Source organism: Bacillus sp. S71 (assembly GCF_016625265.1).
GTDB classification, from domain to species: Bacteria; Bacillota; Bacilli; order Bacillales; family Bacillaceae_G; genus Bacillus_A; species Bacillus_A cereus.
The window spans coordinates 39,935-64,154 of record NZ_JACVUW010000006.1; the positions used below are offsets into that span (position 1 = coordinate 39,935).

A 24,220-nucleotide genomic window follows, 5' to 3' on the forward strand; every position below is an offset into this window, starting at 1 on the left:
CCTCCTCTCCATTACATACCTTTATTATAATTCAATACGTATTCTCGAATTCCCTCTTAATTTTCAACAAAATTCGGCAGTGACTACTCTGAGTTCATTGCAAATAAAAAAGCCCTGGATTTATTTATCCAAAGCTCCTTTGGAACATATTATTATTTTTCATACTTCCCAATTTTTTTTAATAGATCAAGTAATTCATCTTTTTCATCTTTCGTTAACATTTCAAAAGACTGATGTATAACTTTCTCATGCCCCGGAAAAATAGAAGCAATAAAGTTCTCGCCAGACTCAGTTAATTGCGCGTAAATAACACGTCTGTCATTCGGACATGGGATTCTCTTTACTAATCCCTTTTTCTCCAGCTTATCTACAACATATGTAATGCTGCCACTGGCTATTAAAATGCGCTCACCAATTTGCTGGAGTGGTTGACCGCCTTTATGATATAGCAGTTCTAATACAGCAAATTCAGTTGGATTTAATCCGTTACTTTGTATAGATTTATTTGTAGTATCCATAACAGAACGATGTACACGAGATAATGCAATAAATACTTTTAAAGATTGAGAAATATCTTCTCGTTCATTATTTGATGTCATACAACTTTCAACCCTTCACTTAAATTCTCACCAATAAAAAGAAAATGCCACTTCATACTTCATGTGAATTCCGAATGAGCATTCACTCATCCATTTCCTCTCCCCTAATATATTAAGAATCATTCTTGAATAAAAACATGACAATTTTAACATAGTTTATATATAATGATAATAAAAAAAGAAGGAGTACCACATTTGAAAGTCAAATTCCAAAGCATAATTATATATATATTGCTTGTTATCCTACCGACAATAGGGATTGGTGCTACATTTTATTCGTATCATACATATAAAATGAAACAGGAAAACAAATTATCCGCTCATACAGTTCTCTTTTTATATAGAGATTATTTAGATCATCATCTTGGTGAAGCAATTTCTGCTTTAGACATGCTTGCAAAAGTTGTAGGCACCGAGACTGGTAATATAAACGGCATTAAACAAATTGTACATGATACAGATGGGAACGATGCACGCTTTTCTGGTTTATATTACGCTACACCAGAAGGGGTCATTACAATCGCATCTGAAGATGAATCAAAGCCTATAGATGTTTCAGACCGTAAATATATTCAAGACGTGCTACAAACTAAAAAAACCACTGTATCATCAGTCATTACTGATCGCGTTCTTGGACATAAAGCTATTATGATTGCTACCCCCATATTCAATAAACAGAAAGAGCTCTCAGGATTATTATTAGCTAGTTTACGCTTTGATTACATTTCATCTTCTTTAAATGCCATTAAACCACAATACCATTTTGAGGTAACTGATAAACATGATGTAGTTTTTCTAACCGATGATAATAACGACACAAGTGATACGCATTCTAATATGCTTACTACCCCACTCCAAAAATTAAATTGGAAGGTCTCTGTTTCTCCATTACCTATTCATCAGAAAACCTTATACCAGTGGGTTGCAATAGAGTGTATCGCTACTTTATTTTTAATGTCTATTTTATTTTTACTTGCTCAATATATGTTGTTAAAACGTCAAACAAAACTTGAAAGACAACAAAACGAACTACAGAAAATTGAATTAGTTGGAACTTTTGCAGCAAGTACAGCACACGAAATCCGTAATCCTCTTACTGGAATTAAAGGACTCGTCGCTCTATTAAAAGAGAAATATAAAGATGAACAAGATCAGTTCTACTTTTCCGTAATTGAACAAGAAATAGAGCGAATCAATGAAATTGTAAGTGAATTTCTTATTCTCGGAAAGCCAACCGCCATCATCGAACAAACATATGATGTAAGAACAATTCTAAATGAGGTAGCATTAATTATTCAATCTGAGGCGAATTTACATAACATTGTATTCCATTTACATTTGCCAGACCATCCCGTTCATATCCGTTGTTCGAAAGACCATATGAAACAAGTGGTTTTAAACATTACAAAAAATGCAATTGAGGCTATGACTTCTAGTGATACACTAACCATTGTAGTAAAAAACAATGAAACACATGCACAATTGCAGATTATAGATACTGGGAAAGGGATTCCACAACATATTCAAAAACACCTCTTTCATCCGTTCTTTACTAATAAAGATACTGGAACAGGTCTTGGACTTGTCATATGTAAACGAATTGTAGAGATGTATAATGGGCATATTTTTATTGACAGTACAGAAAACGAAGGAACGACAGTTCATATCGAAATTCCGTTACACATAGTATAATTATCCTTATCCTATAAGGGTAATTATACTTATTTCATAAAACCAGCGACAAGCATTCGCCAAAAATTATTTGATTTTCCTTCATACCCGATTTGGAAAATAGGTATTTTTATAATTGAAAACCATTTCGGTGTTTGTTTTTCTTTATAACACTGATATTGTAAAATAAGCTTGTCCAATTCTTGACTAACTTGAATTGTCTCCTTACTATTTAGCCCACTTGTTAATCCTAGTTGAATCATTTCTTCACGTTTCATATGAATATCACGTGAAAGCTTTTCTAATGTGTACTTCCTTTTTACAGTAAACATCCATATCCCCCTTATTATACTTCCATGCTCTCAAGTTCACTTCTCCATTGACTTTTTTAACTACTTAATCATATGCAAATTTGAAGAATCAGAAAATTTAACATTTTCTCCCTGTAATTTACAAATCTTTACCCTCACTTTGAGAATTATTACAAATTATTCTATCTTTGTAAATACATTCGCAATAATAGACATTTTTTTCATCTTTTTTTTTTACAAATTCTACGTAAACCGGGGATTCTTAATTTTCCACCTACTTTTCTTCGACATTTTTTGTTTAATTTATATAAAAAAGCAAAACATAATGATGATTGATAAAGTGAAACTTTCATCAGTGTTTTTTGTTCAGCCCCACTGATTATTAGCATTCATCAATCGGGCGTTTATTGGCAGTGAATCTCCCACCTATCCAGCCCAATGTTGAGGTGGGAGTCTTACTACCCACAAATAGCGGGATAACAAGAGAAAGGAAATATTTATATGCGAAAATATACGATTGCATTATTCATCATTGTTTTGTTTTTACCGTCCTTCTTATTTCCTATTCAAGCAACTGCTCATACGAATAAAGTTGCTATTGTCATTGATGATTTCGGCAATAATATGAAGGGGACTAATCAAATGTTGTCACTTCCAATTCCACTAACTGTTGCTGTTATGCCTTTTCTTCCTTCCACAAAAGAAGATGCAATAGCTGCCCATAAGAAAGGCCATGAAGTTATTATACATATGCCAATGGAACCTATTAAAGGTAAAAAAGAATGGCTTGGGCCGAAAGCCATTACAACCGATTTAAGCGATGAAGAAATAAACAACCGACTTGAACAAGCTATTCAAGAAGTTCCGCATGCAATTGGAATGAACAATCATATGGGGTCAAAAGTAACAGCGGATGAAAGAATTGTTCGCCTTATACTTGCTGCTTGTAAAAAACACGGTTTATTTTACTTAGATAGTAAAACGAATCCTAAGAGTGTCGTCCCAAAAATCGGAAAAGAATTAGGAGTTCCTATTATTGAAAACCAACTATTTTTTGATGATGTGTATACAGCAGGACATATTTCAAAACAAGCCCAATTACTCATCAAAAAAATTCAAGAAAAGCCTATTATGGTAGCTATCGGGCATGTGGGCCCCCCAGGTGAAATTACATCACGCGTTATTGAAACTTCTATCCCTAAAATTCGTGAGCATGCAGACTTTATTTTTTTATCTGATCTAGCATTATCCCCGCCTCCTGTTTCAAAATAAAGTTCATTACTCACATATAACCAGCCCTCACCAATCGGGCTTTTACGGGAAGCCCCCATTGCTTTCACTGAATTTTGAGGTGGGGATCTTACCGCCCACAAATAACGGGACAAAAAAGTACCTATCTGTATATAACAGATAGGTACTTTTCTTGTTAACTTAAATATAATCTACATGACTCACTCTGAATCCTTTTTTCTCTATTTTTCCGATTAATTGCTTTAATCTTGTTTCATCTAACTCATCTGATATATTTACAATAACCCGACGGATATATTGATCGCCGTTATCGAGTGTAAACAAACCACCGATATTATATGCTTTTAACAATGTCCCAAGCTCTTTAATCGTCCCCTTACAATCTTGTGTTGCAATTGTTAATATATAACCACCTGTTCGCATACCAAATGAATCTTCAATAACATCAAATATATTCGAATGCGTTAACATACCGACAAATTCATTATAATCATTTAGCACGGCTAAAAACGGAAGCCGACGAATTACATAAAAGGCTCTGAAGAAGGAATCCTTTTCAAAAATAAATGCATTGGAATTGTCAAGCATATCTCCTGCACTTACATGATCTAATCCGCTATTGCATTTTTTTTCTAATAAATCTACTTTATAAATAATCCCCGTGAATTTCTTCTCATCTTCTGCTAATACCGGGATGGCTCGAAATCCCGTTTCGTTCATCATTTGCAGTGCCTCTTCACCAGAATCATTTATTTTGCAAAATGTTACTTGCTGCTTTGGCAGAAAATGATATTTAACTCGCAAAATATGTTCCTCCTTACATGTCAACATGTAATCTATATATAATAAGGAGACCTATATTTTATGAGTGAAATTATTTTTAAAACGCTTTCATTTATTTATTAACTTGTATCCATATCACATACATTTTTATATAACAGAGCTCCTTGCGCCCTTAATCATTAATAACTTTACATGATAGTTCATTAAATATTCTATACCCTCTAGCCATTTTTTCGATTCTTCTGGCGTTTTCCCCCACACAATCATGCCGTAATTATGAACAAGAACTACTCCTCCACCTTCAATGAAATTCGGAACATTACTTTCTAATAAATCAGCGAATTTTTTTTCATCTTCTACAATTGGAATTGTCATTTCTGTTATACCTTCTTTTCCGAAAACACGCTCCACACTGCGTTTATCGAACGTTACTTCTCCTTCTTCTCCATATAACTCTGATATTAAATGACTATCTACAGTCTGCACTTGTAAAATACATCCTGCACTACTTTTTTTATAAATATCTGCATGCATAAATGACTCTGCAGCTGGTTTTTCTTCATTTTCAAATACTGACTCGCACATGCAATTTACGACAATAAAATCTTCTTCCGAAAATAGCCCTTTATCTCTTCCCTCAACATTTACTAAGAATGTTAACGGCTCTTTTGACGTACATAGCGATAAACTAATTTTGGTACCATAAAACCAATCACGAAGTGCCAATTCAGATTTCACATCTTTTAATTCATTCCATTTCTTCAGAAAAAATAACATTTCGTCACCCCCGGCATAATATTCATATAAGGTTCGAATCCTTTCTATGTAAAAGGAATATTTTTTGATTATTCTAAAAATTTAATTGAATTATCACATGAGAACGCTTTTTTGTCAATATAGTTTCGTGGTTCTTCTTTAAAATAGGCTATTCATATGTCTATACTCCTATCTATTTCCTATTTCATTTTGCACATAAAAAAATACGCTATTCTTTAATTAAAGAATAGCGTATTTTCCTCATTTTTTATCCCGCTATTTACCGGGCAGTAAGACCCCCACTGATTAAAGTTTCACTTTATTTCTTTATTGCATTATACAAAAACTGTGCGTATTGTTCACGTGTTACGAAATTATCTCCTAAAAAGTTCCCTTCCCCGTCACCTTTTGATATTTTATTATCTACTAAAGCTTTCACATATCCTTTCGCCCAATGGCCATTTGGTATATCTTTAAAGTTCTCTGCACTATTTTCATTTTCTTTTAACTGAAATACTCTTTGTAGTACTACTGACATTTCATATCGAGTTAATACTCCATCTGGACGGAATGTATCATTTCCATACCCTGTCATAATCCCAGCTTGAACTACTGCATCAATAGCCGTTTCATACATATTTCCTTTCGTATCTGTAAATGTCGTTTTTGGTTTTAGATTATTTTCTAATTTTAAGTACCTTTGTATTAGAAGTGCTACTTGTCCACGAGTAATGTTATCCCCAAATCCAAATTCACCATTTCCATAGCCTATAAATAACTTTTCTTTCGCTAAGTAATTAATTGCTTCTTCTGACCAATGTCCTTTTGGTACATCTTTAAATTCTACCACTTCTGTTTTCTCATCTTCTTTAGATGTATTACCGTCTTTACTTTCTACTACATTTTGAATAACAGATCCTGTAAAGAAAATTCCTGTATCCGCGAATGGATCTTTCACACCAAATTCATATACTTTCTCACCTGATGTACTCCATTTCACTACACCATTACTATACGTACCGTTATCGCTCTTCAGACGGATTTTCGTAGAAACCTCACCATCTTTTTCATATATAGGTACTTTTACTTCTTTATTTACTTCTGTTTCCTCTAAAAATACTTTTTGATTTTGGACATTAATATAAGCCGTCTTACTTAGTTCTATAACTGGTCGGACATCACGGATTTCATTTGCAACAAAACTTAGAAATACTAATTTTTTCAAATTGCTCACTGGTGATAAGTCTGAAATATAATTCGCTTCTAAATCAAGCTTTTGTAAGTTTACTAGACTTGATAATGGCGTAATATCCTTTAACTCATTGTTAGGTAAGTGTAATTGTTTTAACTGTGTCATCTTACTTAGAGGAGTAACATCTTTTATTTCATTTTTCCCGATCCACAATTCTTCTAATTGCTTCATTTGCTCAATGCCGGATAAATCTTTAACTTTATTACGTGTTAATACTAAATCTGTTAAAGGTAATGAATATAACGCTTTAATATCTTCAATTTGATTACCTGCTAAAGTTAAGTATGTTACATTTTTCAAAGCGCTTAATGGAGCAACGTTCGTAATTTTATTATTTGCTAAATTCAAGTAATCTAGTTGTTCCATTTTCGCTAATGCTGTTACATCTTCTATTTGGTTGCCTGATAGATATAAACTTTTTACATTTTTCATTTCAGTTAGTGGTGCAACGTTTGTAATTTTATTATTACTTAAATCAAGAGATTCTAAATTATCCATCTTAACAAGTGGCGTTACATCTGCAAATTCATTACCACGCAAAGCTAAATGATTTAATTGCTTTAAGTTCGCAAAGAACGACGGGTCTTTTATCTTCGCATTCGCAACTGTTAAAGATTTTAAATTTGGCATATATTTTAATGCACTATAATCAAGTATCTCATTTGTATTTAAAAATAAATCCTTTACTTGTAATAACTCTTCTTTCGTAATTGGTGTATTTAAATCTTTTCTATTAAATACTTTTTTATTCACAAGTTCTCTTAATTTGTTATCTGTTATCATATTTTGATTATCAACTGGATTATCCGTTTCCGTATTGCCTGAATTAGAGTTATCATCTGGTTTCTCTGTTTCTTTGTTACCTACAGTTGGATCTTTAATTTCAAATTGAACTTGATATTTGTGATCATATCCAATAGCTGGAATAAGTATATGCATTTGCATATTGTGCTTCTTCTCAAACTCGCCAATTTCAAATTGGACTACTTTCGTTCCGTTCTTCCTCTTATCTTCTGACAAAACCTTCACATCATGAAATACACCAGGCTGGTTTCTATCTTCTATTCTAAGATATTGAAAATAATCGCTATCTTGCATTGTTACAGTGACAATTTTTTTACCAGCTGCAATCGTTACTTTAGGATCTTTTATATATTGAGAAACCATAGATGGCTCGTCTTTTTGGTCCTTATATATTTTAATTTCAGTATCATACGTGCGATCACTCGCTGCTGCTACCGATTGATTTGCTTCAACTTTTAATGCCGCTAATGCTGGAGTAGAATACGTAGCAAATGGAATTGCTAATGTTGTCGCTACTACTAGCGCCTTCATATAATTTTTTTTCAAAATAATATCCCCTATCATATACAATTTTTATAATTGATAACCCTTATCAATTATCCACAAATAAATGATAATGAATCTCATTATCATTGTCAATGAGAATATTACATTAAATTTATATTTTTAAAGATAAAAAATAAAAAGCCCTTTATTCAAAGGGCTTTTTTACCTATCGTATGAAGAATTTCACTTTTTTCCTTCTCATTGATGACACCAATTTTTTGCAAAATATTCGCGTACAATACAAGTTTATTATATATTCGTTCTGACATGTTCTCCCTTCTTTCCTTCGACCAACTTTTTTTGTATTGGTAAATTATATGAAAGAGATGAGAAAATGTGTCCACTTTTTGCATAAATGCAAATCTTTTATTTTACGATTTGCAGACAATAAAACTCCCTCCTAAAAATTAGGCGGGAGTTTAGGTACTTTCACTTTATTTAACAAACTGTCCACTGAATATTATGCTTCATAAGTTCTTCTTCAAAACTATATGGCATTTTTTTATCACAAATTACATGTTGAATACGTGAAAATGCTGCTATCCGATAATTCCCTTTCACGCCTACCTTCGTATGATCACATAAAATATATGTCTTCTCAGCTAATTTCATCATCGCCTCTGACAATTTCGCTTTCTCTAATTCAAAGCTGGAAACTCCAAAACTAGGTAATAACCCATCAATCGAAACGAACGCTTTATGAAAATGGAATTGCTGTATTACTTGCTGAGAAATAGACCCTGATACACGCGAATGCTTTGGAGATACTTTTCCACCTATAAATAAAACTTCACCGTGAAACATCTTTTTATTAATAGAAGAAATTAATTGTGTTGCGACTGGAAATGAACTTGTTACAATCGTTAAGTTTTTACGATGAACAAGGTATGGAACCATTTGAAGCGGTGTACTTCCATCATCAATTGCAATGACATCACCATCTTCTACAAATGTCGCTGCTTTATAACCAATTCTTTTCTTCTCTTCTATATGTAGCATTTCTCTTTCTAACATTGGCGCCTCTACCCCAGCGCCTGGAAGTTGAACAGCTCCACCATACACTTTTTTCAGCTTCTTTTCACGATCTAATTCTTCTAAATATCGACGAATCGTTTCTGTTGATACAGCAAATTCTCTCGCTAATTCTGAAACCTTTACTTTTCCTTTAAATTCTACCTTTTCAAGAATGGTTCGCTTTCTTTCTTCTCCTACTACAGACATAGATTCACCTCATTTATATCTCCCTCATAAGCTTCCTTGCTTATACAAAGTTATAATTTTCTTTGTAAGTAGAAACTTCTTCATGAATATGAATACCGCGCTTTGCTAGCTCATCAAAAATTAATTGTGGATTTTCAAAAGCTTCTTCAGGCGTAACAACACCCACCCTATTTACATTTCCAGTTGCAATTAACTCTGCGGCAATCCCAAATGGAATACCGACGTTTCTCGTATACGCTCTTAATTTTTCCCATCCTACAACAGAACCATCAGATAACGGATGTGTATGATATAACACATGTCTTTGCTTCTCATTATTTTTCATACCTATTACTTCTACATGAAGTGCATAACCATAAAGCTCTGTTTCTTGTCCTTCTTTCGATTGCAATAAATACTGCGAAATACAATCCATAATGCCTATTTCTTTCCCGTTTATTTCAATCTGATCATTACGCAATATGCCGTAATCATATAAAGCACGTACAAGTTGCATATTTTGCTTCGGCCAAGTTCCTCTCGTCTCTATCAGTTTGACACCTTTATTTTCTAGTGCCTTTGCTAACGTAATCGTTTCAGAATGCGGAATGATATACTGCGTTTCCTTACCATAAGGCGCTGGCAATTCTATTTCTCTCGGACGCGCAAACGGAAGTACTTGTTTAAATTCACCATCTTCATACACTGTACGCGATGGTAAATGTGGATCATATTCATATGTCGTTGTCTCTGTAATTGAAGCAGAAAAAGCAATCGGACGATACGAACCGTGACTTACGCGGACAGACTCTACAGTATCCAGTTGATTTGCTGCATGCATTGCCATCATTTGCGTTACACCTGGCGTCATGCCAAACCCAGGCAAACATGTTTTTTCATTTTGAACAAATATAGCATGCGATTCATTTTCTTCACCAAATCCATTTAAGTTCACACCGTGGCAGCCTGCTTCTGCAATACAGCGAGTCGACAATCCGTTTAGCTTTATCGTCGTACCATCCAATACAATGTCATAACCTTTCATTTTTGCAACCGTATCCTCGTGATTCGTTACATCTACTTTTACAAAATCAACACGAGGATCGTTAAGCCATTCTACTACTTTACGGCCTTCTTCCTCGTTAAAATCGGCTACAGTAATCGTCTCAAAAGATGAAAATTGAACTAAATCCAAAATAGCTTCACGACAAATTTTACCTGCTCCACCTAAACAAAATACTTTCACGCAATAACAGCTCCTTTAGCAATACTATCAACTAAGCGATTAATATCTTCTTCATGTACATCACCTATATTTCCAATCCGGAACGTATCTACTTTCGAAATTTTCCCAGGGTAAATAACAAATCCATAGCATTTTAATTCGTTATATAACTGTTGAAACTCGAACTCCCCTTTTGGATAAATGAAAGATGTAATAATAGGAGATTGATATTTCTCATCTACTAGTGGCTTAAATCCGATTTCTCCCATTCTATTCACTAGTAGTTTTTGATTGTTGTAATATCGATTGTAACGCGCTCTTACTCCACCCTCTTTTTCTAGTTCAAGTAGTGCTTGATAAAAAGCATGTACAACATGTGTAGGTGAAGTAAAACGCCATTTCCCATTTTGTTTTTCCATCGTTTCCCATTGATCATATAAATCAAGAGATAAAGAGCGTCCTTGCCCTTTACACTTCCATAATTCATCACGTTTTGCGATTACAAATCCGAATCCAGGAACCCCTTGAATACACTTATTCGCACTACTAATTAAAAAATCAATTTGTAAATCAGCAATGTCTATTTCAATCCCGCCGAAACTACTCATCGCATCAACAATTGTAACCTTTCCATACTGCTTTCCTAATCTACATACATCTACAATTGGATTTATAATGCCTGTCGTTGTTTCACAATGAACAACTGCAATATGCGTAATCTCTTTATCTTCTTGCAATAACTTTTCTACTTCTACAATATTAGTAGGTTCCCACTCTTCTGTTTGGCTGACCACTACATCAATCTGTAACATCTCTGCCATTTGCACAATGCGCTTACCGTACGCACCATTTGTACAAACGAGCAGCTTCCCATTTGCCTGAATAACAGAGCCAATTACCGCTTCAACTGAAAACGTACCGCTTCCTTGCATTAACACTGTTGTATATTTCTCTTCTTCCTTCGTCGCTAGCGATACAAGTTTAGCTCTTACTTCTTGCACCATCGTATTATATTCAACATCCCACGTACACCAATCGTATAGCATAACTTCTTTTACTGATTTTGTTGTCGTTAATGGTCCTGGTGTTAATAATAAGTAGTGATTTTCATTCATGATCCCGTACCCCTTTTATGAAATAATAAGTTCTTGTTTCTCGATATGTTCCATTACGTTTTCGAGCTCCTGCATCGTTTCAATCGTAAAATGAGCCCCATTTTCAACAAACCGATTACGAACTATTTCTATTTTTTCACGAAGCTCTACCGAATCCATACTCTCCACTTCCTCTTCCGTTAAACCGAGCTCACTACTTCCAAGAATTACACCAACTGTCCACATTCCAGCATTTCTACCTTCTTTCATATCTGATACTGTGTCCCCTACTTTTATCATATGGTTCATCGGATACACACCAAGTTCCATTGCATTTTTATAGCACATCCATGGGTATGGGCGGCCTGCTGGAACATCATCTGGCGTAACAAGAAAATCAGGTTTATATCCTTGTAACGCTGCTTCCTTTGCTACAATATCTATCATTTCTCTCGTATAACCAGTTGTTGAACCGATTTTAATGCCTCTCTCACGTAAAGAAGCGATTACTTCTTTTACCCCATCAATCGGTTTAGCATAATTTGGCAAAATAGAAAAGAGAATTTCTTCAAACTCTTCATACATCTCATAAATGTCTGCTTCTGTTGGTAAGTGACCAAAGACACGCTTCCAGTCATCCGCAATACGAGGCATTTCTGTTAGTGCCCTTACATGATCTATTTTTAATAATCCCATTGGCTTACGTGCTTCTTCTGCTGTAATTTCAACGCCGCGTTTATGAAAAATCTTCATGAATACTTCTAGTGGTGCAAAGCATCCGTAATCAACCGTCGTACCTGCCCAATCAAAAATAACTGCTTCAATTTTCATTCTGTCCATCACCCTTCTTACTTATCTTTTTTGCCATTGTGAAGTTCGGTTACGAAGTGCTTTCGTTCCCCATTCATATACAACTCTCACTACAATATTTGTAACAACAATAAGTACACTCATTGCAGCTGCTGGCGCTACATTTCCTGCATCATCCATATTTACGATTGATACGGCAGCTAGTTTAAAATCAGCTGCATATAGGAACACAACTGCCGATACAGTTACCATTGAATTTACGAAGTAGTACATTACCATTTCTAAAATTGCTGGTAAACACATTGGTACTGTTACTCGGAAGAATGTTTTATAAAACGGAATACCCATCGACTGCGAAACAAGCTCAAACTCTCGGTCTAATTTCTTTAAGGCAGTCGTTGCCGTAACAAATGTTACAGAATAAAAATGAATGATATTTACTAGTACTAATACAGCAATTGTTCCGTATAAAGAATGAAACGGATTCGTTACTGATAGTCCAAGAATTTGAATCGTTGGTTGACTAAAGAAAAAGACATATCCTAATCCGAGTACTAAACCTGGTATCGCTAACGGCACTATAGAGAAAAAGTAACCTGTTTTTCTGAAAAATTGTAGCTGGTCTATTTTCTCAATTGCATATGCGAATACAAATGTTAAGATCGCCCCAATAACTGCTGTAACTGCTGAAACAATTACGCTATTTTTAAATGCTTCAAGTCCATCTCCTGTTAAACTTGAAAAATTAAAATGCTCAAATGTAAAACTCATATTATATGGCCATACTTTCACACTTGCAGCAATACCAACTGCAACAAATAATAGAATGATCATAAGGGTAATCACACTACAATATATGAATGAGATTACATCTCTTTTCTTATTAGCTATTATTCTGTATGGTACTGCTTTTGAAGATAAGAAATTCGCCTGCTTTCTTTGCGTAATACGATCAACTACAAATGCGAATATAGCTGGGATTAATAAAATCATTCCGACAGTTGCACCCATCGGCATATTTTGCTGTCCAATTACTTGTTTGTATACGTCAGTAGCAAGCACATTATATTGCCCACCAACAATTTTTGGTGCCCCAAAATCAGTAAAACTAAGTGTAAACACAACAAACATTGCACTAATTAATCCGTACTTTACACTAGGTAAAGTAACCGTGAAAAATTGCTTTGTTTTACTGGCTCCTAACATATTAGAAGCTTCATATAAACGATAATCAGATCCTTGAAAGGCAATTAGCAATATGAGAAAGGCTTGCGGAAATGTATACATAACTTCAGCTATTACAATTCCTACTGGTCCATATAAAGGGATTTGTATACCTTCAAATAAACCAAACATTCCTTTCGTTACTAGCCCTTGATTACCAAATAAATATGTAAGTGCTATACCGTGCATCATCGTTGGTGCAAACAATGGTAATAACGCTACATACTGAAATACGCGCTTTCCAAAAACATTCGTACGGGCAATTGCATATGCGTAAACGAATGCGATTGCAACTGAAATAATTGTTGTTGCGCCCGAAATCCATACTGTATTTTGTAAAGACTGCACTAAAGTTGGTGTTGTGAAATATTTACTGAAATTCGCTAAACCAATGAAAACTCCATCTTTATTATAAAAAGCTTGTGTAAATAGTTGTAATAGCGGTAATACAAGTATGATAAGGAAGGAAAGAATCATACCGATAATTACGAGCCTTTGGATCCATTCCTCTTTCCCTATACTTCTCTTAATCTTTTTTTTCGTACTTTCTACCTTATAGTTTTCTAACATCTCCATCTATACAATGACCTTCTTTCCATATGACAACATATGATTTTCTGAGAAAGAGATTTGAATCGGCTTTCCTTTTCTAATAGCCGTTGCTTCTACTTCTGATGCTAATATATCCACTACAATTTTCTCATTATAAAGGTGTGTGTTTTCTTCTACGACTCGTACTTCCGTCCGATATACAGATCCGCGAAATTCCATACTTTCCACAACTGTTTTAATACCGTCCTTTTGTACAATTGTTACATGTTCAGGACGAATTGCATGTTCTTCATTATTTTTCGAAAAGAAATTAATAGAACCAATAAAATCTGCCACAAACGGATTGGCTGGTCTTTGATAAATCTCCTCTGGTGTTCCAATCTGCATAATTTCCGCATGATTCATTACAACAATTTTATCAGCCATCGTTAATGCCTCTTCTTGATCATGCGTTACCATAATCGTCGTTATTCCTATTTTCTCTTGCAAATCACGCATTTCCCTACGTAATTTTTCACGCACTTTTGCATCTAAAGCTGATAACGGCTCATCGAGTAACAAAATATCTGGAGACAGAGCGAGCGCACGTGCAAGTGCTACTCGCTGCTGTTGTCCACCAGACATTTGAGCAGGATATTTATCTTTTACATTCAGCAAATCTACAAGTTTTAACGCATCTAGCGCTTTCTCTTTCACTTCTGCTTTCCCATATTTTTTTGTCTTTAAGCCGTATTCAATATTTTCAAGTGCTGTTAAATTCGGAAATAAAGCATACGATTGGAAAACCATTCCGAAGTTTCTCTTCCCAGGAGGCAATGCTGTAATATCTTTTCCATTCACAGCTATACTGCCAGTCGTTGGTTCCTCTAGTCCCGCTAAAATGCGAAGCAACGTCGTTTTCCCACAGCCACTCGGGCCTAATAAACAAACAAACTCATTTTTGTTCACAGTAAAAGAAATATCTTTTAACGCTGTAAATGCATCAAACTGTTTTTGAATGTGTTGAATTGATAAATATTCGCTCATTTTTCTCTCTCCCACTCACTTACTTTTTCGGTTCTGCTTTTTGGCCAAACTCTTTTTCCCATTTTTCTAAAATTTTGTCACGATTTTCTGCTGCCCATTTAAAGTCATTCTTTTTATATAATTTTTCAGTAACATCTTTCGGGAATCCCTCTGGAAGTTTATAATCATTTTTAATTGTCGCAAATCCATTTTTCTCAAAGTATAACTTCATTACATCATCAGTAATTGCCCAATCTAAAAATGCTTGTGCTAATTTATCATTTTTCGCATTATCTTTCTTAATAAGTGCGTTCGCTTCTACTTCCCACCCTAATCCTTCTTTCGGCAGTACAACTTCAACTGGTGCACCTTTTTGTTTCTCTTTTAAAGCACTATAAACCATTGATACACCGACTGGATATTCACCTGCTCCTGCTAATTTCGCTGGTTTTGATCCTGAATGCGTATAACTTGCCATATTATCATGAAGTTTCTTCATGTAATCCCAGCCTTTATCTTCACCCATGATTTGTAGCCATGCAGAAACTGTTAAAAATCCTGTTCCAGATGATGCTGGATGTGGCATAACAAGTGTTCCTTTATACTCTGGTTTCGTTAAATCTTCATATGATTCTGGCATCGGTAAATTTTTCTTCTTTAACTCTTCTTTATTTACAGCAATCCCCGTCATAAATGCAGTATTTCCTACCCATTTTTCAGGTTGCTTATCATCTTTAAATTGTGGAAGAACACGATCTGCTCCTTTTGGAGAGTATCCTTTTAACATATCTTTTTTATCTAAAGCTAATAGACTTGATGCTGCAGTTCCCCATACAACATCAGCTTGTGTATTTTTCCCTTCAGCTAGCAATTTCGCAGTAATAACTCCTGTTGAATCACGTACAATGTTCAATTTCACATCAGGATATTTCTTTTTAAAGGAATCAAGATAAATTGGTACAAGCTCTTCTTCAATTGCTGTGTAAACAGTTAATGATCCAGATAATTTGTCATCTTTCACTTTCGCTCCAGCACTTTCTTCCTTCTTTGCACCACACCCCATTAATAACGAAAATACCATTCCAGTCGCTACAGCTTTAAAGATTGTTTTTTTCACTGTTTCTCTCTCCTTTTACAAATCTTATGTACAACTCAAATATAAACAACTAGTGTAAAAGCAGTATTAAACCAACATTAATCTTTTGTTTGTTGTTTGTTTTTGTGTAATACGTTGCTACTTCTATGTTTTTTCGCATTTTTCTGCTAATAGAAAACACTAAATTTACAAATAATTAAAAAAACCTTTATAATCCCACAAAAAAATGAGGCGTTTGTAAAAAACGCCTCATTTTTGTTTCCCTTTTTTTGAATTACGATTAGCATACTTTGCGCTATTTTCTCCTTCATACTCTAATGCAAATTCTGCATCTGGTAAGCTTTCTTTCGGAGTTTTATTATTATTGATTGCCGCATTTGGTTTCACTTTTCTTTTTACCAATACATTCACCTGCTCTCAAGAAATCACTTTCTACTCTAGTTTGAAACAACTTAAAATAATTATTACTGGCAAGTGTTAACAAGTACATAAGGGGCGTTAGATGGAAATACTACATATGAAGAAATCATTATAAAAAGGAGCGATAATTTTGAAGAAAAAAGAAAAGATTCAATCACCAATTTTAGACGAAACGCTCCCGCATCAAATGAATTTTCCATCTTTTAAAGGAACAGGAAAAACGATGCAACAACCTTTTGTGAATCAATATAATGTTGTAATTGGAGACAGTAAATATAATTCCGAGAACAGTCCGCTTAACAATTGGAGTGATGAAGTAGATCCTGCCATTATGGCTGGCGATGAGTGGATCCATCCGACAAATGATATTGGGTGGATTTCAGAAGAAAATCAAGAGTTACTAAAAAACGAAGTGGATAATAAAAATGAAGCTTTTATGCATCCACAATTTGGCATTAACGACTAAAAAACCATTCTACCTAACGTAGGTAGAATGGTTTCATACTATCCAATAATAATCCGCTCTTTCGGGTATTTATAGCGAGGTGGTTGTTCCCTTCCACCACTAGCTAAAATAAATGTTAAAATACCAACGCGTCCGATAAACATAAGCACAATGAGTACAAGTTTCCCAACAGTTGTTAAATCAGGCGTAACACCTGTTGATAGTCCCGTCGTTCCGAAAGCAGAACAAACTTCAACAATTAAGCTCATAAGCGGTACATTTTCCGTAATAGATAAAATGAATAGCGCAGTAGCACATAACAAAATCCCCATCGTCATAACGACAGATGCTTTTAGTACATCCTCTTCATGTAGCTGACGTTTGAAGACTCTAACTGTTCTACCGCCCCTTGCAAAGGTGTATAGTGACAATATACTAACAGCAAATGTAGTTGTACGTATTCCGCCCCCAACCGAACTGGGAGATGCCCCTATAAACATTAATATACTCATAAATAAAAGCGTCGGTTGTGACAATTCACGTATATCCATCGTAGCAAGTCCACCACTTCGCGTCGTCACAGATTGGAATAATGTATAAAATACCGTTTCATGCCATGACTTTCCTACTAAAAAGTGATTTCTCTCCAGTAAAAAAATCATAATTGTACCAACAACAACGAGTGCAAAAAATGTTGTTGTCGTCAATTTTGTAAATAATGAAAAACGAAATAATTGTTGTCCTCTTTTACTAAGGAATTGTTTCACTTCCATTAGCACAGGGAAACCAATCGCTCCTAAAATAATTAGTAACATATGGATCATTTGAACAATATAATCTTTTTTATACGGAATTAACGATTGTCCTGTTAAATCAAATCCACCGTTCGTAGTCGCACTAACTGCTGCAAAGAAACCGTGAAAATAAGCTTCTTGCCAAGTCGGAAAGTAAAGTAAAAATCTTGTACCTAATAGGATTGCTCCAATAAGTTCTATCGAAATAATTACAATTAAAATAGAACGCATCAATTCTACAAGACCTGATAAATTTCCTTGATTATGGTCTGCCATAATTAATCTTCTTCTTTGCAAACCAATCTTTTTCCCCGTAATGATCCAAACAAATGTACCAAGCGCCATAATTCCTAAGCCGCCTAATTGTAAAATAAGGGCTAAAACAATAATTCCTGCTGTAGTAAACGTATCTGAAATCGTAATAACAGACAGCCCCGTAACACTTACCGCACTAACCGATGTAAAAAGGGCATCTATAAATGTCCATTTCACACCAGGTTTCGTAACAAACGGTAAACTAAGCAAGATTACCGATACAACTACTGCTAATAAATAAAATAAAACAATGAGTTGTACTGGACGTAATTTTTGTAAAAACTTTTTTATATCTCTCATTCCATCACTTCGCTACCTTTTTTCTATCGATTAAATAAAGAAAAATCTTCCCTTTCTTTATTTGTAAATAACTGTTCAAATAATTTGGCAAAGACCATTCCATATACAGTTCCATTACCTCCATACGGCAATGCGTAAAATAAATTATGTATCTTTTCGTCTTCTTTTAAAATGGGGAGACCATCATGAGTACCACCAAATGCGGCTGCCCAATAGTAGTCTGCCTGTATATTTTTATACTGCGGGAACATCTCTTTTACAATATTAATAAGGATATCACGCTTATGCAATAATTTCGTATCACCGATTGTTTGAATTTGCATCGCTTCATCTAATCCGCCTACAATAATGCGGTTTCGATACGTTCGAAAATATAAGTAAGGCCGTTCCGTTTCCCAAATTAACGATCGCTCATGCCAGCCTTCAAACTGATCTATTTCATTTGTTACAATTGCATAAGAAGTTTCTACTGTTGTATTTTTTTCTTTCTTTCCAAAAAGCGCTTCATAACCTGTCGCCATAATAATATTCTTTGCTACAATTTGATTTCCTGTTTTCGTGTAACAAATTAAATCATTTTGGCGTTTTTTTATATGTATTGCCTCTGTATGTTCATATATATTAGCTCCTATTTGGTTTGCTTTATGCAAAAAACTATGCGCTAATAAATACGGATTCACCTCAGCATCACCTTGCGTATATAACGCTGCTTGTTTTGCAAAAGAATAACGTTTCTTAATATCAGCTTCTGTAAAATATTCAACTGGAAATCCATAATTCTGTAACGTATTATATTCCTCTTGTAAAAATGAGACATCCTCACTTTTACTTGCATAATATAAACTATTTCGCGGAATAAAATGGGGATCAATATCAAGAGTCGGTATAACCTCTTCCATTGTTCTTAGCGCTTCATAACAAAGCTTATATGCTCGTACCCCTTTTTCTTTACCAAATGTATGAATAAGGGAGGTTAACGATTTATCATGAAGGAATTGTAGTAAACCTGTATTAGCAGCTGTGCTACCACACCCAATTGCTCTTTTTTCAATAAGCGTAACACTCATGCCAATTTTCGCTAACGAATGCGCTATATGAGCACCAGCTTCGCCGCTTCCGACTACGAGCACATCACATATCATACCATTTTCTAACAGTGGATAACAAGGTACAGAAACTCCTGTATTCCAAAACAACTTACCGTTCATAAGTTTCATAATTATACTCCTAAAATATAAGTTTCTCCTTTCTATGTTTTGTTATTTTCCATAAAAAAATCCAACTAACATAGGCTAGTTGGATTTTTTATTTTTAATTAGAACGCTCTTCAAGCCAATTTCCAATCGTCGGATATGTTTGTTTTACAGCTGTTCCACCGTAAACGATAGACATATGCCCTGTCGGTAAACATACATATTGTTTATCTGTGCTAGAAATATGGTCTAGTAATGCTTCTACTTGACATGGCAAAGCGATATGATCACGTTTCCCGGAAATATTTAAGACATTCGCCTTAATATTTGCAAGGTCTACCTTTTGTCCGCGAATAACGAGTTCACCCTTAACCAGTTTATTATTTTGATAAAAATCACGAATCCACTGTCTGTATGATTCACCTGGGAACGGAATACCATCACCAACCCACTTTTGAACCAATCTCCAGCTTTCGACGAAGCGCTCATTCTCTGAACGATCTACTAAAGCAACATATGGACCGACAAAGTTCGTAATTGGTTTTAACATTTTGTTTCCGAAATCAATCATTTCTGGCGGAATATTTCCAAATGTATCAACCGCTTTATCTAAATTGAAGTATTTCTCATCTAACAAAGGACCATACAATCCTGTTTCAGAGAAATCAAAAGGACTTGTCATGAAAATTAAATTACGAATTGGCATGTGCGGATGAAGTGCTGCATAAATAGAAGTTAGCGTTCCACCCATGCAATAACCAAGTAAAGAAATCTCGTCCGATTTTGCAGTTCGCATCACTTTTTTTACTGCTTTTGCAATATAATCAAACACGAAATCATCAAATTTCAAATGACTATCTTCTAAACCAAATGTGCCCCAATCAAGCATATACACATCAAAACCACGATCCACTAGATATTCCACTAAACTATTTCCAGGAGTTAAATCCATAATATATGGTTTATTAATAAGAGCATATATTAACAGAATTGGAACTCTTTGTGTTTTTTCTTGTTTTGGAATGTAGCGATAAAGCTTCGTCTTATTCTTCGTCCAAATAACCTCTTTCGGCGTTAATCCTACTTGCGGCTCTGGTTCACGTAATAAAATTTCACTCGCCCTTTTCACTCGGCGGTATGCTTTTCGGTACTCTTCTGGGTATAGCTCTAATTGCTTTTCCCATTCTGTTGCGAATGTAGTCATTTTTTTATCTCCTTTTTGGTCGATTTCCTTCTTAAAAAAAGAAGTGCATTCCTGCTATGGATATGCACTTTTTTCTTACTTCATTACATATATAATCCGCCGTTAATGTTTAATTGCTGACCTGTGATATACGCACCGTCACGGCATAGGTATACTACACCTTTTGCAATTTCATCAGCTTGACCAAAACGTTTTTTCGGGATTTTTGCAACGATTTTTTGACGTACTTCTTCTGGCACTTCTGCTACCATTTCAGTATCAATAAATCCTGGGCAAATTGCATTTACAGTGACATTTGTTTTTGCAAGTTCTAACGCTAATGATTTTGTAAATCCTAACATACCCGCTTTTGCTGCTGAGTAGTTTGTTTGGCCAAATCCACCTGCTTGACCAATAATAGAAGAAATGCTAATAATTCTTCCTTCTTCCGCTTCCGTTATGTATGGAAGAACCGCGCTTGTCGTATTAAATACGCTACTTAAATTCACGTCAATTACGCGCTCCCAATCTTCACGATTTAACTTTTTGAATGTACGATCTCTTGTAATACCAGCATTATTAACAAGAATATCAACTTTACCAAAATGATTCACAGCTTCTTCTACAAGTCGGTTTGCATCTTCTACTTTTGAAACATCCGCTTGCACTGCATAAACGTCATGTCCGTCTTTTCCTAGTTCATTTACTAAGTTTTCAGCTGCTTCTTTACTGCTATTATAGTTAATAACAACTTTAGCGCCCTCTTGTGCTAAAGCTACTGTAATTGCTTTTCCAATCCCTTTTGCTCCACCTGTTACGATTGCTACTTTGCCATTTAATTGAACCATTTCTTTTCCCCCTTAAATGAATTTGTGAACGATTGTTATGAATCATTTTGGTACTCATACTGTAGAGTCCCTATATAATTATGTTTCGCCGTTTACATGTGAAAAGAGATTCTCCCTCTCTCTTTTTCCTGTTATAAACAAGCGCTTTTATCATTTTTTATTTTCCGGCTTATTCGCAGGCTTTATCTCTTCTTTTACAGGTACTTGTAGTTTAGCTAGTACTGCATTTTGCTTTTCTAGCAATTCTAAAATTTGATCTACTTTTGTTTCAAGCGTACGAATATCTTGTTTCACTTTTGTCACATCACGCTTTAATGTAGGAGCTTGTCCTAAAGAATCTACTTTCTCCTCTAGAAACTCCTCAATGTTATCTACTTTATTTTCTAAGTTAATAACAAGCGTAGCCACTCTTGCGATATCCTCTTTCGTCGGCACATTTACTTGTTCTAAATAGTTTTTTGTCGTATCATTTAATGCTTTTTGATAAAACAAATTCAAATCTAGAACGCTGCCCATCCAAGCAGAATATTCTTCTGTTTTAATTGTTTCATTGAGCGCTTTTCCCCAAAATGTTTCGGTTTGTTCATAAGCATTTTTCCATGCTTGTAGTGGATCGAATTTTTGATCAATCACTTTACCTACACTCCCTTTTTCTTTTTTGAAACAATTCAACCTATTCACTATTTTCTAATATTCTGAATAAAACTTCAAGTCTATATTTTATTTTTTTCTATTTTCTAACAAATGTGTTGACTTTAAAAACAGATAGGTGTAAATTGCACTTATAAGCAAAAAATTCCATCTAACTGATTCATGAGGTGATGCACAATCATGCTACAAAATGAACCAGAACAACGCGAAAGTTTGGAGAACAACCAAGCGAAACAACCAAACTCCATGCCAAAAAACTTCTTAGTTCCCTTCTTACTTCTCTGTCTAAAAGACTGGAGTCTTCATGGTTACAAACTTATTCAAATGCTAATGGATATCGGCTTTTCTTCTGTTGACCAAGGTAATGTTTATAGAACACTACGCAAATTAGAAAAAGAAAACCTTATTTCTTCTACTTGGGATACAAGCGATGGAGGGCCGGCAAAAAGAATTTATTCTTTAACTGAATATGGAGAGCAATATTTAACAACATGTGCGACTTCTTTTGAACATTATCAAAATATGTTGCGGACGTTTTTCACGTTATACACCAATGCATTCTTTCCATTTTCTACTTCTCCAGAAAAGGATGAAAAGGATTCTTCATCTTCACCTGGTGGTACAGCAGAGTAATCTGCGTTCACAATATGCAAAAAAACATTTGGGGGTCAAACAATGGAAACTAAACCATACGAATTAGTCGATGCATTTTGGAAAAACTGGTCTCAATCACTTTCCCTTTTTTCTTCAGCTGGGAAACAATTAGAGCAACTTACTTTAGAAACATTAAAACAACAACAAGACGCTTTGCATAAATTAACATCAGGAGTAGATGAACTAGAAAAAGAACTACAACAAATCACTGCTCAGTTCAATAACCAATATACAGATTACGTGAAACAATTAACTGGTAACTCCTTAAATGATCAAATTAACGAGTGGCAAGACAAGTGGAAAGAACTTTCTGCTCATATGCAGCAGCTTACTGTTTCTCCTACAAAAACATCTTTGTCAATTCTGACACAAACAAGCGGTCAATTTGAAGAAACGACAAAACAATTTATTGAGCAACAACAATTACAACGTGAAGAGGCTCAAAAACAGTTAGAGGGTTTTTTGGAAGAGTTCAAGTCAAAACAGTTGGAACTCGCAAAAAAGTTCGAGGAAAACTCAAAAAATCTATTTACTTCCATCAAGTAAGAAAAATGTGGGAGCTAACTGCAGCACAAACAAAACTCTTTCTTCCTCCTACTACATCAAGATGGCTAACATTTTTCGATATGGAAAAGAAGGAGGACAAAATGAATCCATTTCAAGAAGCACAAACTGTTCCGGAGCTTCGTTATGATGAGATTCAAGTCGGTGATCAAGCATCCCTTACAAAAACAATTACAGATGAAGATGTTATCAATTTTGCAAAATTGACTGGAGATGTGAATCCTATTCACATTTTAGATTCTTTTGCAAAAACGACAATGTTTAAAGAACGTATTGCTCACGGTATGCTCGTTTCAAGTTTTATTTCTACCATCCTTGGAACGAAACTCCCAGGCAAAAATACGATTTATTTATCCCAAAATGTTTCATTCCGTGCCCCTGTCAAAATCGGTGATACACTTCGTGTTGTGGCAGAGGTTATTAAGAAGCGTGACGATAAAAAAATCATTACGTTGCAAACAAACATATATAATCAATCAGATGATATTGTCGTGGAAGGAACAGCGACAATACTAAAAAAAGAGTAGCAAAGTTGCTACTCTTTTTTTCTATCCAAGAACTTCTAATCGCACCGATTACTTCCGCGTATGAGTATGTCATTTCCACATAAAATAACGTTACCAGTTTAGATAAGAACTTAGCTGAACTGGACTACTCATAAGGATGTGTATCAA

At 34.8% G+C, this 24,220-nt stretch carries 24 protein-coding genes; 6 read left to right on the forward strand and 18 right to left on the reverse strand.

Going from position 1 to position 24,220, the window contains the following annotated elements; all coding sequences use genetic code 11:
- Positions 1–152 precede the first annotated feature (152 nt).
- Positions 153–599: a MarR family winged helix-turn-helix transcriptional regulator gene (locus IBT51_RS15320; RefSeq protein ID WP_000203336.1), complete on the reverse strand. Its 447-nt coding sequence runs from the start codon at positions 597–599 to the stop codon at positions 153–155.
- Between the two features lie 195 nt (positions 600–794).
- Here IBT51_RS15320 and IBT51_RS15325 point away from each other — a divergent pair, with 195 nt between their 5' ends.
- Positions 795–2,291, forward strand: a complete 1,497-nt coding sequence (locus IBT51_RS15325) for a DUF3149 domain-containing protein (RefSeq protein WP_088022500.1) — start codon at positions 795–797, stop codon at positions 2,289–2,291.
- Between the two features lie 29 nt (positions 2,292–2,320).
- Here the strand turns inward: IBT51_RS15325 and IBT51_RS15330 are convergent, their stop codons facing one another.
- Complete coding sequence (locus IBT51_RS15330) at positions 2,321–2,602, reverse strand: aspartyl-phosphate phosphatase Spo0E family protein (protein WP_000495527.1); 282 nt, start codon at positions 2,600–2,602, stop codon at positions 2,321–2,323.
- A gap of 480 nt (positions 2,603–3,082) precedes the next feature.
- Here IBT51_RS15330 and IBT51_RS15335 point away from each other — a divergent pair, with 480 nt between their 5' ends.
- On the forward strand, positions 3,083–3,853 hold the full coding sequence (locus tag IBT51_RS15335) for a divergent polysaccharide deacetylase family protein (protein ID WP_001234111.1): 771 nt from the start codon (positions 3,083–3,085) through the stop codon (positions 3,851–3,853).
- Between the two features lie 159 nt (positions 3,854–4,012).
- On the opposite strand, the gene cbpA is transcribed toward IBT51_RS15335, so the two are convergent.
- From cbpA to IBT51_RS15390, 11 genes are all read right to left on the reverse strand, one after another.
- Positions 4,013–4,636, reverse strand: coding sequence for a cyclic di-AMP binding protein CbpA (gene cbpA / locus IBT51_RS15340; RefSeq protein ID WP_053564936.1), 624 nt, complete (start codon positions 4,634–4,636; stop codon positions 4,013–4,015).
- A gap of 126 nt (positions 4,637–4,762) precedes the next feature.
- Complete coding sequence (locus tag IBT51_RS15345; RefSeq protein ID WP_053564937.1) at positions 4,763–5,392, reverse strand: class II aldolase/adducin family protein; 630 nt, start codon at positions 5,390–5,392, stop codon at positions 4,763–4,765.
- 298 nt (positions 5,393–5,690) lie between these two features.
- Positions 5,691–7,991, reverse strand: a complete 2,301-nt coding sequence (locus IBT51_RS15350; protein WP_078401670.1) for an NEAT domain-containing leucine-rich repeat protein — start codon at positions 7,989–7,991, stop codon at positions 5,691–5,693.
- A gap of 420 nt (positions 7,992–8,411) precedes the next feature.
- Positions 8,412–9,194: a DeoR/GlpR family DNA-binding transcription regulator gene (locus tag IBT51_RS15355; protein ID WP_000117666.1), complete on the reverse strand. Its 783-nt coding sequence runs from the start codon at positions 9,192–9,194 to the stop codon at positions 8,412–8,414.
- Positions 9,195–9,234: 40 nt separating this feature from the next.
- Positions 9,235–10,419, reverse strand: coding sequence for a saccharopine dehydrogenase family protein (locus IBT51_RS15360; protein WP_075718817.1), 1,185 nt, complete (start codon positions 10,417–10,419; stop codon positions 9,235–9,237).
- Positions 10,416–11,513, reverse strand: a complete 1,098-nt coding sequence (gene phnW / locus IBT51_RS15365; protein ID WP_200458395.1) for a 2-aminoethylphosphonate--pyruvate transaminase — start codon at positions 11,511–11,513, stop codon at positions 10,416–10,418. The genes IBT51_RS15360 and phnW overlap by 4 nt, the downstream gene beginning before the upstream one ends.
- 15 nt (positions 11,514–11,528) lie before the next feature.
- Positions 11,529–12,323: a phosphonoacetaldehyde hydrolase gene (gene phnX, locus IBT51_RS15370; RefSeq protein ID WP_200458396.1), complete on the reverse strand. Its 795-nt coding sequence runs from the start codon at positions 12,321–12,323 to the stop codon at positions 11,529–11,531.
- Positions 12,324–12,344: 21 nt separating this feature from the next.
- Positions 12,345–14,102 (reverse strand): putative 2-aminoethylphosphonate ABC transporter permease subunit, encoded by a 1,758-nt coding sequence (locus tag IBT51_RS15375; protein ID WP_000425530.1) that lies wholly within the window; start codon positions 14,100–14,102, stop codon positions 12,345–12,347.
- Positions 14,103–15,104 (reverse strand): putative 2-aminoethylphosphonate ABC transporter ATP-binding protein, encoded by a 1,002-nt coding sequence (locus IBT51_RS15380; RefSeq protein ID WP_000006196.1) that lies wholly within the window; start codon positions 15,102–15,104, stop codon positions 14,103–14,105.
- A 19-nt stretch (positions 15,105–15,123) separates the two neighbouring features.
- Positions 15,124–16,200, reverse strand: a complete 1,077-nt coding sequence (locus tag IBT51_RS15385) for a putative 2-aminoethylphosphonate ABC transporter substrate-binding protein (RefSeq protein WP_000750893.1) — start codon at positions 16,198–16,200, stop codon at positions 15,124–15,126.
- 228 nt (positions 16,201–16,428) lie between these two features.
- Positions 16,429–16,581, reverse strand: a complete 153-nt coding sequence (locus IBT51_RS15390; protein WP_200458397.1) for a hypothetical protein — start codon at positions 16,579–16,581, stop codon at positions 16,429–16,431.
- Between the two features lie 148 nt (positions 16,582–16,729).
- Here IBT51_RS15390 and IBT51_RS15395 point away from each other — a divergent pair, with 148 nt between their 5' ends.
- On the forward strand, positions 16,730–17,065 hold the full coding sequence (locus tag IBT51_RS15395; RefSeq protein ID WP_000726028.1) for a DUF3905 domain-containing protein: 336 nt from the start codon (positions 16,730–16,732) through the stop codon (positions 17,063–17,065).
- A gap of 38 nt (positions 17,066–17,103) precedes the next feature.
- Here IBT51_RS15395 and IBT51_RS15400 read toward each other — a convergent pair whose 3' ends face one another.
- From IBT51_RS15400 to phaR, 5 genes are all read right to left on the reverse strand, one after another.
- A complete protein-coding gene (locus IBT51_RS15400; protein ID WP_001204706.1) occupies positions 17,104–18,453 on the reverse strand; it encodes a TrkH family potassium uptake protein in 1,350 nt (449 codons plus the stop codon).
- A 23-nt stretch (positions 18,454–18,476) separates the two neighbouring features.
- Positions 18,477–19,670, reverse strand: a complete 1,194-nt coding sequence (locus IBT51_RS15405; protein ID WP_200458398.1) for an NAD(P)/FAD-dependent oxidoreductase — start codon at positions 19,668–19,670, stop codon at positions 18,477–18,479.
- A gap of 94 nt (positions 19,671–19,764) precedes the next feature.
- Positions 19,765–20,850 (reverse strand): class III poly(R)-hydroxyalkanoic acid synthase subunit PhaC, encoded by a 1,086-nt coding sequence (gene phaC, locus IBT51_RS15410; RefSeq protein WP_000206336.1) that lies wholly within the window; start codon positions 20,848–20,850, stop codon positions 19,765–19,767.
- 83 nt (positions 20,851–20,933) lie between these two features.
- Positions 20,934–21,677: an acetoacetyl-CoA reductase gene (locus IBT51_RS15415; RefSeq protein WP_000250407.1), complete on the reverse strand. Its 744-nt coding sequence runs from the start codon at positions 21,675–21,677 to the stop codon at positions 20,934–20,936.
- A gap of 150 nt (positions 21,678–21,827) precedes the next feature.
- On the reverse strand, positions 21,828–22,310 hold the full coding sequence (phaR, locus tag IBT51_RS15420) for a polyhydroxyalkanoic acid synthase subunit PhaR (RefSeq protein WP_000566941.1): 483 nt from the start codon (positions 22,308–22,310) through the stop codon (positions 21,828–21,830).
- Between the two features lie 198 nt (positions 22,311–22,508).
- Between phaR and phaQ the strand changes: the two genes are divergently transcribed.
- The 3 genes from phaQ (at position 22,509) to IBT51_RS15435 (ending at position 24,073) form a co-directional block, all read left to right on the forward strand.
- Positions 22,509–22,961 carry a poly-beta-hydroxybutyrate-responsive repressor gene (gene phaQ / locus IBT51_RS15425; protein WP_000939954.1) on the forward strand — a complete coding sequence of 151 codons (453 nt, stop codon included), beginning with the start codon at positions 22,509–22,511 and terminating at the stop codon, positions 22,959–22,961.
- A 42-nt stretch (positions 22,962–23,003) separates the two neighbouring features.
- A complete protein-coding gene (gene phaP, locus IBT51_RS15430; protein ID WP_000448592.1) occupies positions 23,004–23,528 on the forward strand; it encodes a polyhydroxyalkanoic acid inclusion protein PhaP in 525 nt (174 codons plus the stop codon).
- Positions 23,529–23,629: 101 nt separating this feature from the next.
- Positions 23,630–24,073: a MaoC family dehydratase gene (locus tag IBT51_RS15435; RefSeq protein WP_001067916.1), complete on the forward strand. Its 444-nt coding sequence runs from the start codon at positions 23,630–23,632 to the stop codon at positions 24,071–24,073.
- Positions 24,074–24,220: the final 147 nt, after the last annotated feature.

Bases quoted from the DNA above. Each gene is read 5' to 3' on its own strand.
- IBT51_RS15320 (WP_000203336.1), bottom strand. From the start codon at position 599: ATGACATCAAATAATGAACGAGAAGATATTTCTCAATCTTTAAAAGTA.
- IBT51_RS15330 (WP_000495527.1), bottom strand. From the start codon at position 2,602: ATGTTTACTGTAAAAAGGAAGTACACATTAGAAAAGCTTTCACGTGAT.
- IBT51_RS15335 (WP_001234111.1), top strand. From the start codon at position 3,083: ATGCGAAAATATACGATTGCATTATTCATCATTGTTTTGTTTTTACCG.
- IBT51_RS15345 (WP_053564937.1), bottom strand. From the start codon at position 5,392: ATGTTATTTTTTCTGAAGAAATGGAATGAATTAAAAGATGTGAAATCT.
- IBT51_RS15350 (WP_078401670.1), bottom strand. From the start codon at position 7,991: ATGATAGGGGATATTATTTTGAAAAAAAATTATATGAAGGCGCTAGTA.
- IBT51_RS15355 (WP_000117666.1), bottom strand. From the start codon at position 9,194: ATGTCTGTAGTAGGAGAAGAAAGAAAGCGAACCATTCTTGAAAAGGTA.
- phnW (WP_200458395.1), bottom strand. From the start codon at position 11,513: ATGAATGAAAATCACTACTTATTATTAACACCAGGACCATTAACGACA.
- phnX (WP_200458396.1), bottom strand. From the start codon at position 12,323: ATGAAAATTGAAGCAGTTATTTTTGATTGGGCAGGTACGACGGTTGAT.
- IBT51_RS15375 (WP_000425530.1), bottom strand. From the start codon at position 14,102: ATGGAGATGTTAGAAAACTATAAGGTAGAAAGTACGAAAAAAAAGATT.
- IBT51_RS15380 (WP_000006196.1), bottom strand. From the start codon at position 15,104: ATGAGCGAATATTTATCAATTCAACACATTCAAAAACAGTTTGATGCA.
- IBT51_RS15400 (WP_001204706.1), bottom strand. From the start codon at position 18,453: ATGAGAGATATAAAAAAGTTTTTACAAAAATTACGTCCAGTACAACTC.
- IBT51_RS15405 (WP_200458398.1), bottom strand. From the start codon at position 19,670: ATGAAACTTATGAACGGTAAGTTGTTTTGGAATACAGGAGTTTCTGTA.
- phaC (WP_000206336.1), bottom strand. From the start codon at position 20,850: ATGACTACATTCGCAACAGAATGGGAAAAGCAATTAGAGCTATACCCA.
- IBT51_RS15415 (WP_000250407.1), bottom strand. From the start codon at position 21,677: ATGGTTCAATTAAATGGCAAAGTAGCAATCGTAACAGGTGGAGCAAAA.
- phaQ (WP_000939954.1), top strand. From the start codon at position 22,509: ATGCTACAAAATGAACCAGAACAACGCGAAAGTTTGGAGAACAACCAA.
- phaP (WP_000448592.1), top strand. From the start codon at position 23,004: ATGGAAACTAAACCATACGAATTAGTCGATGCATTTTGGAAAAACTGG.
- IBT51_RS15435 (WP_001067916.1), top strand. From the start codon at position 23,630: ATGAATCCATTTCAAGAAGCACAAACTGTTCCGGAGCTTCGTTATGAT.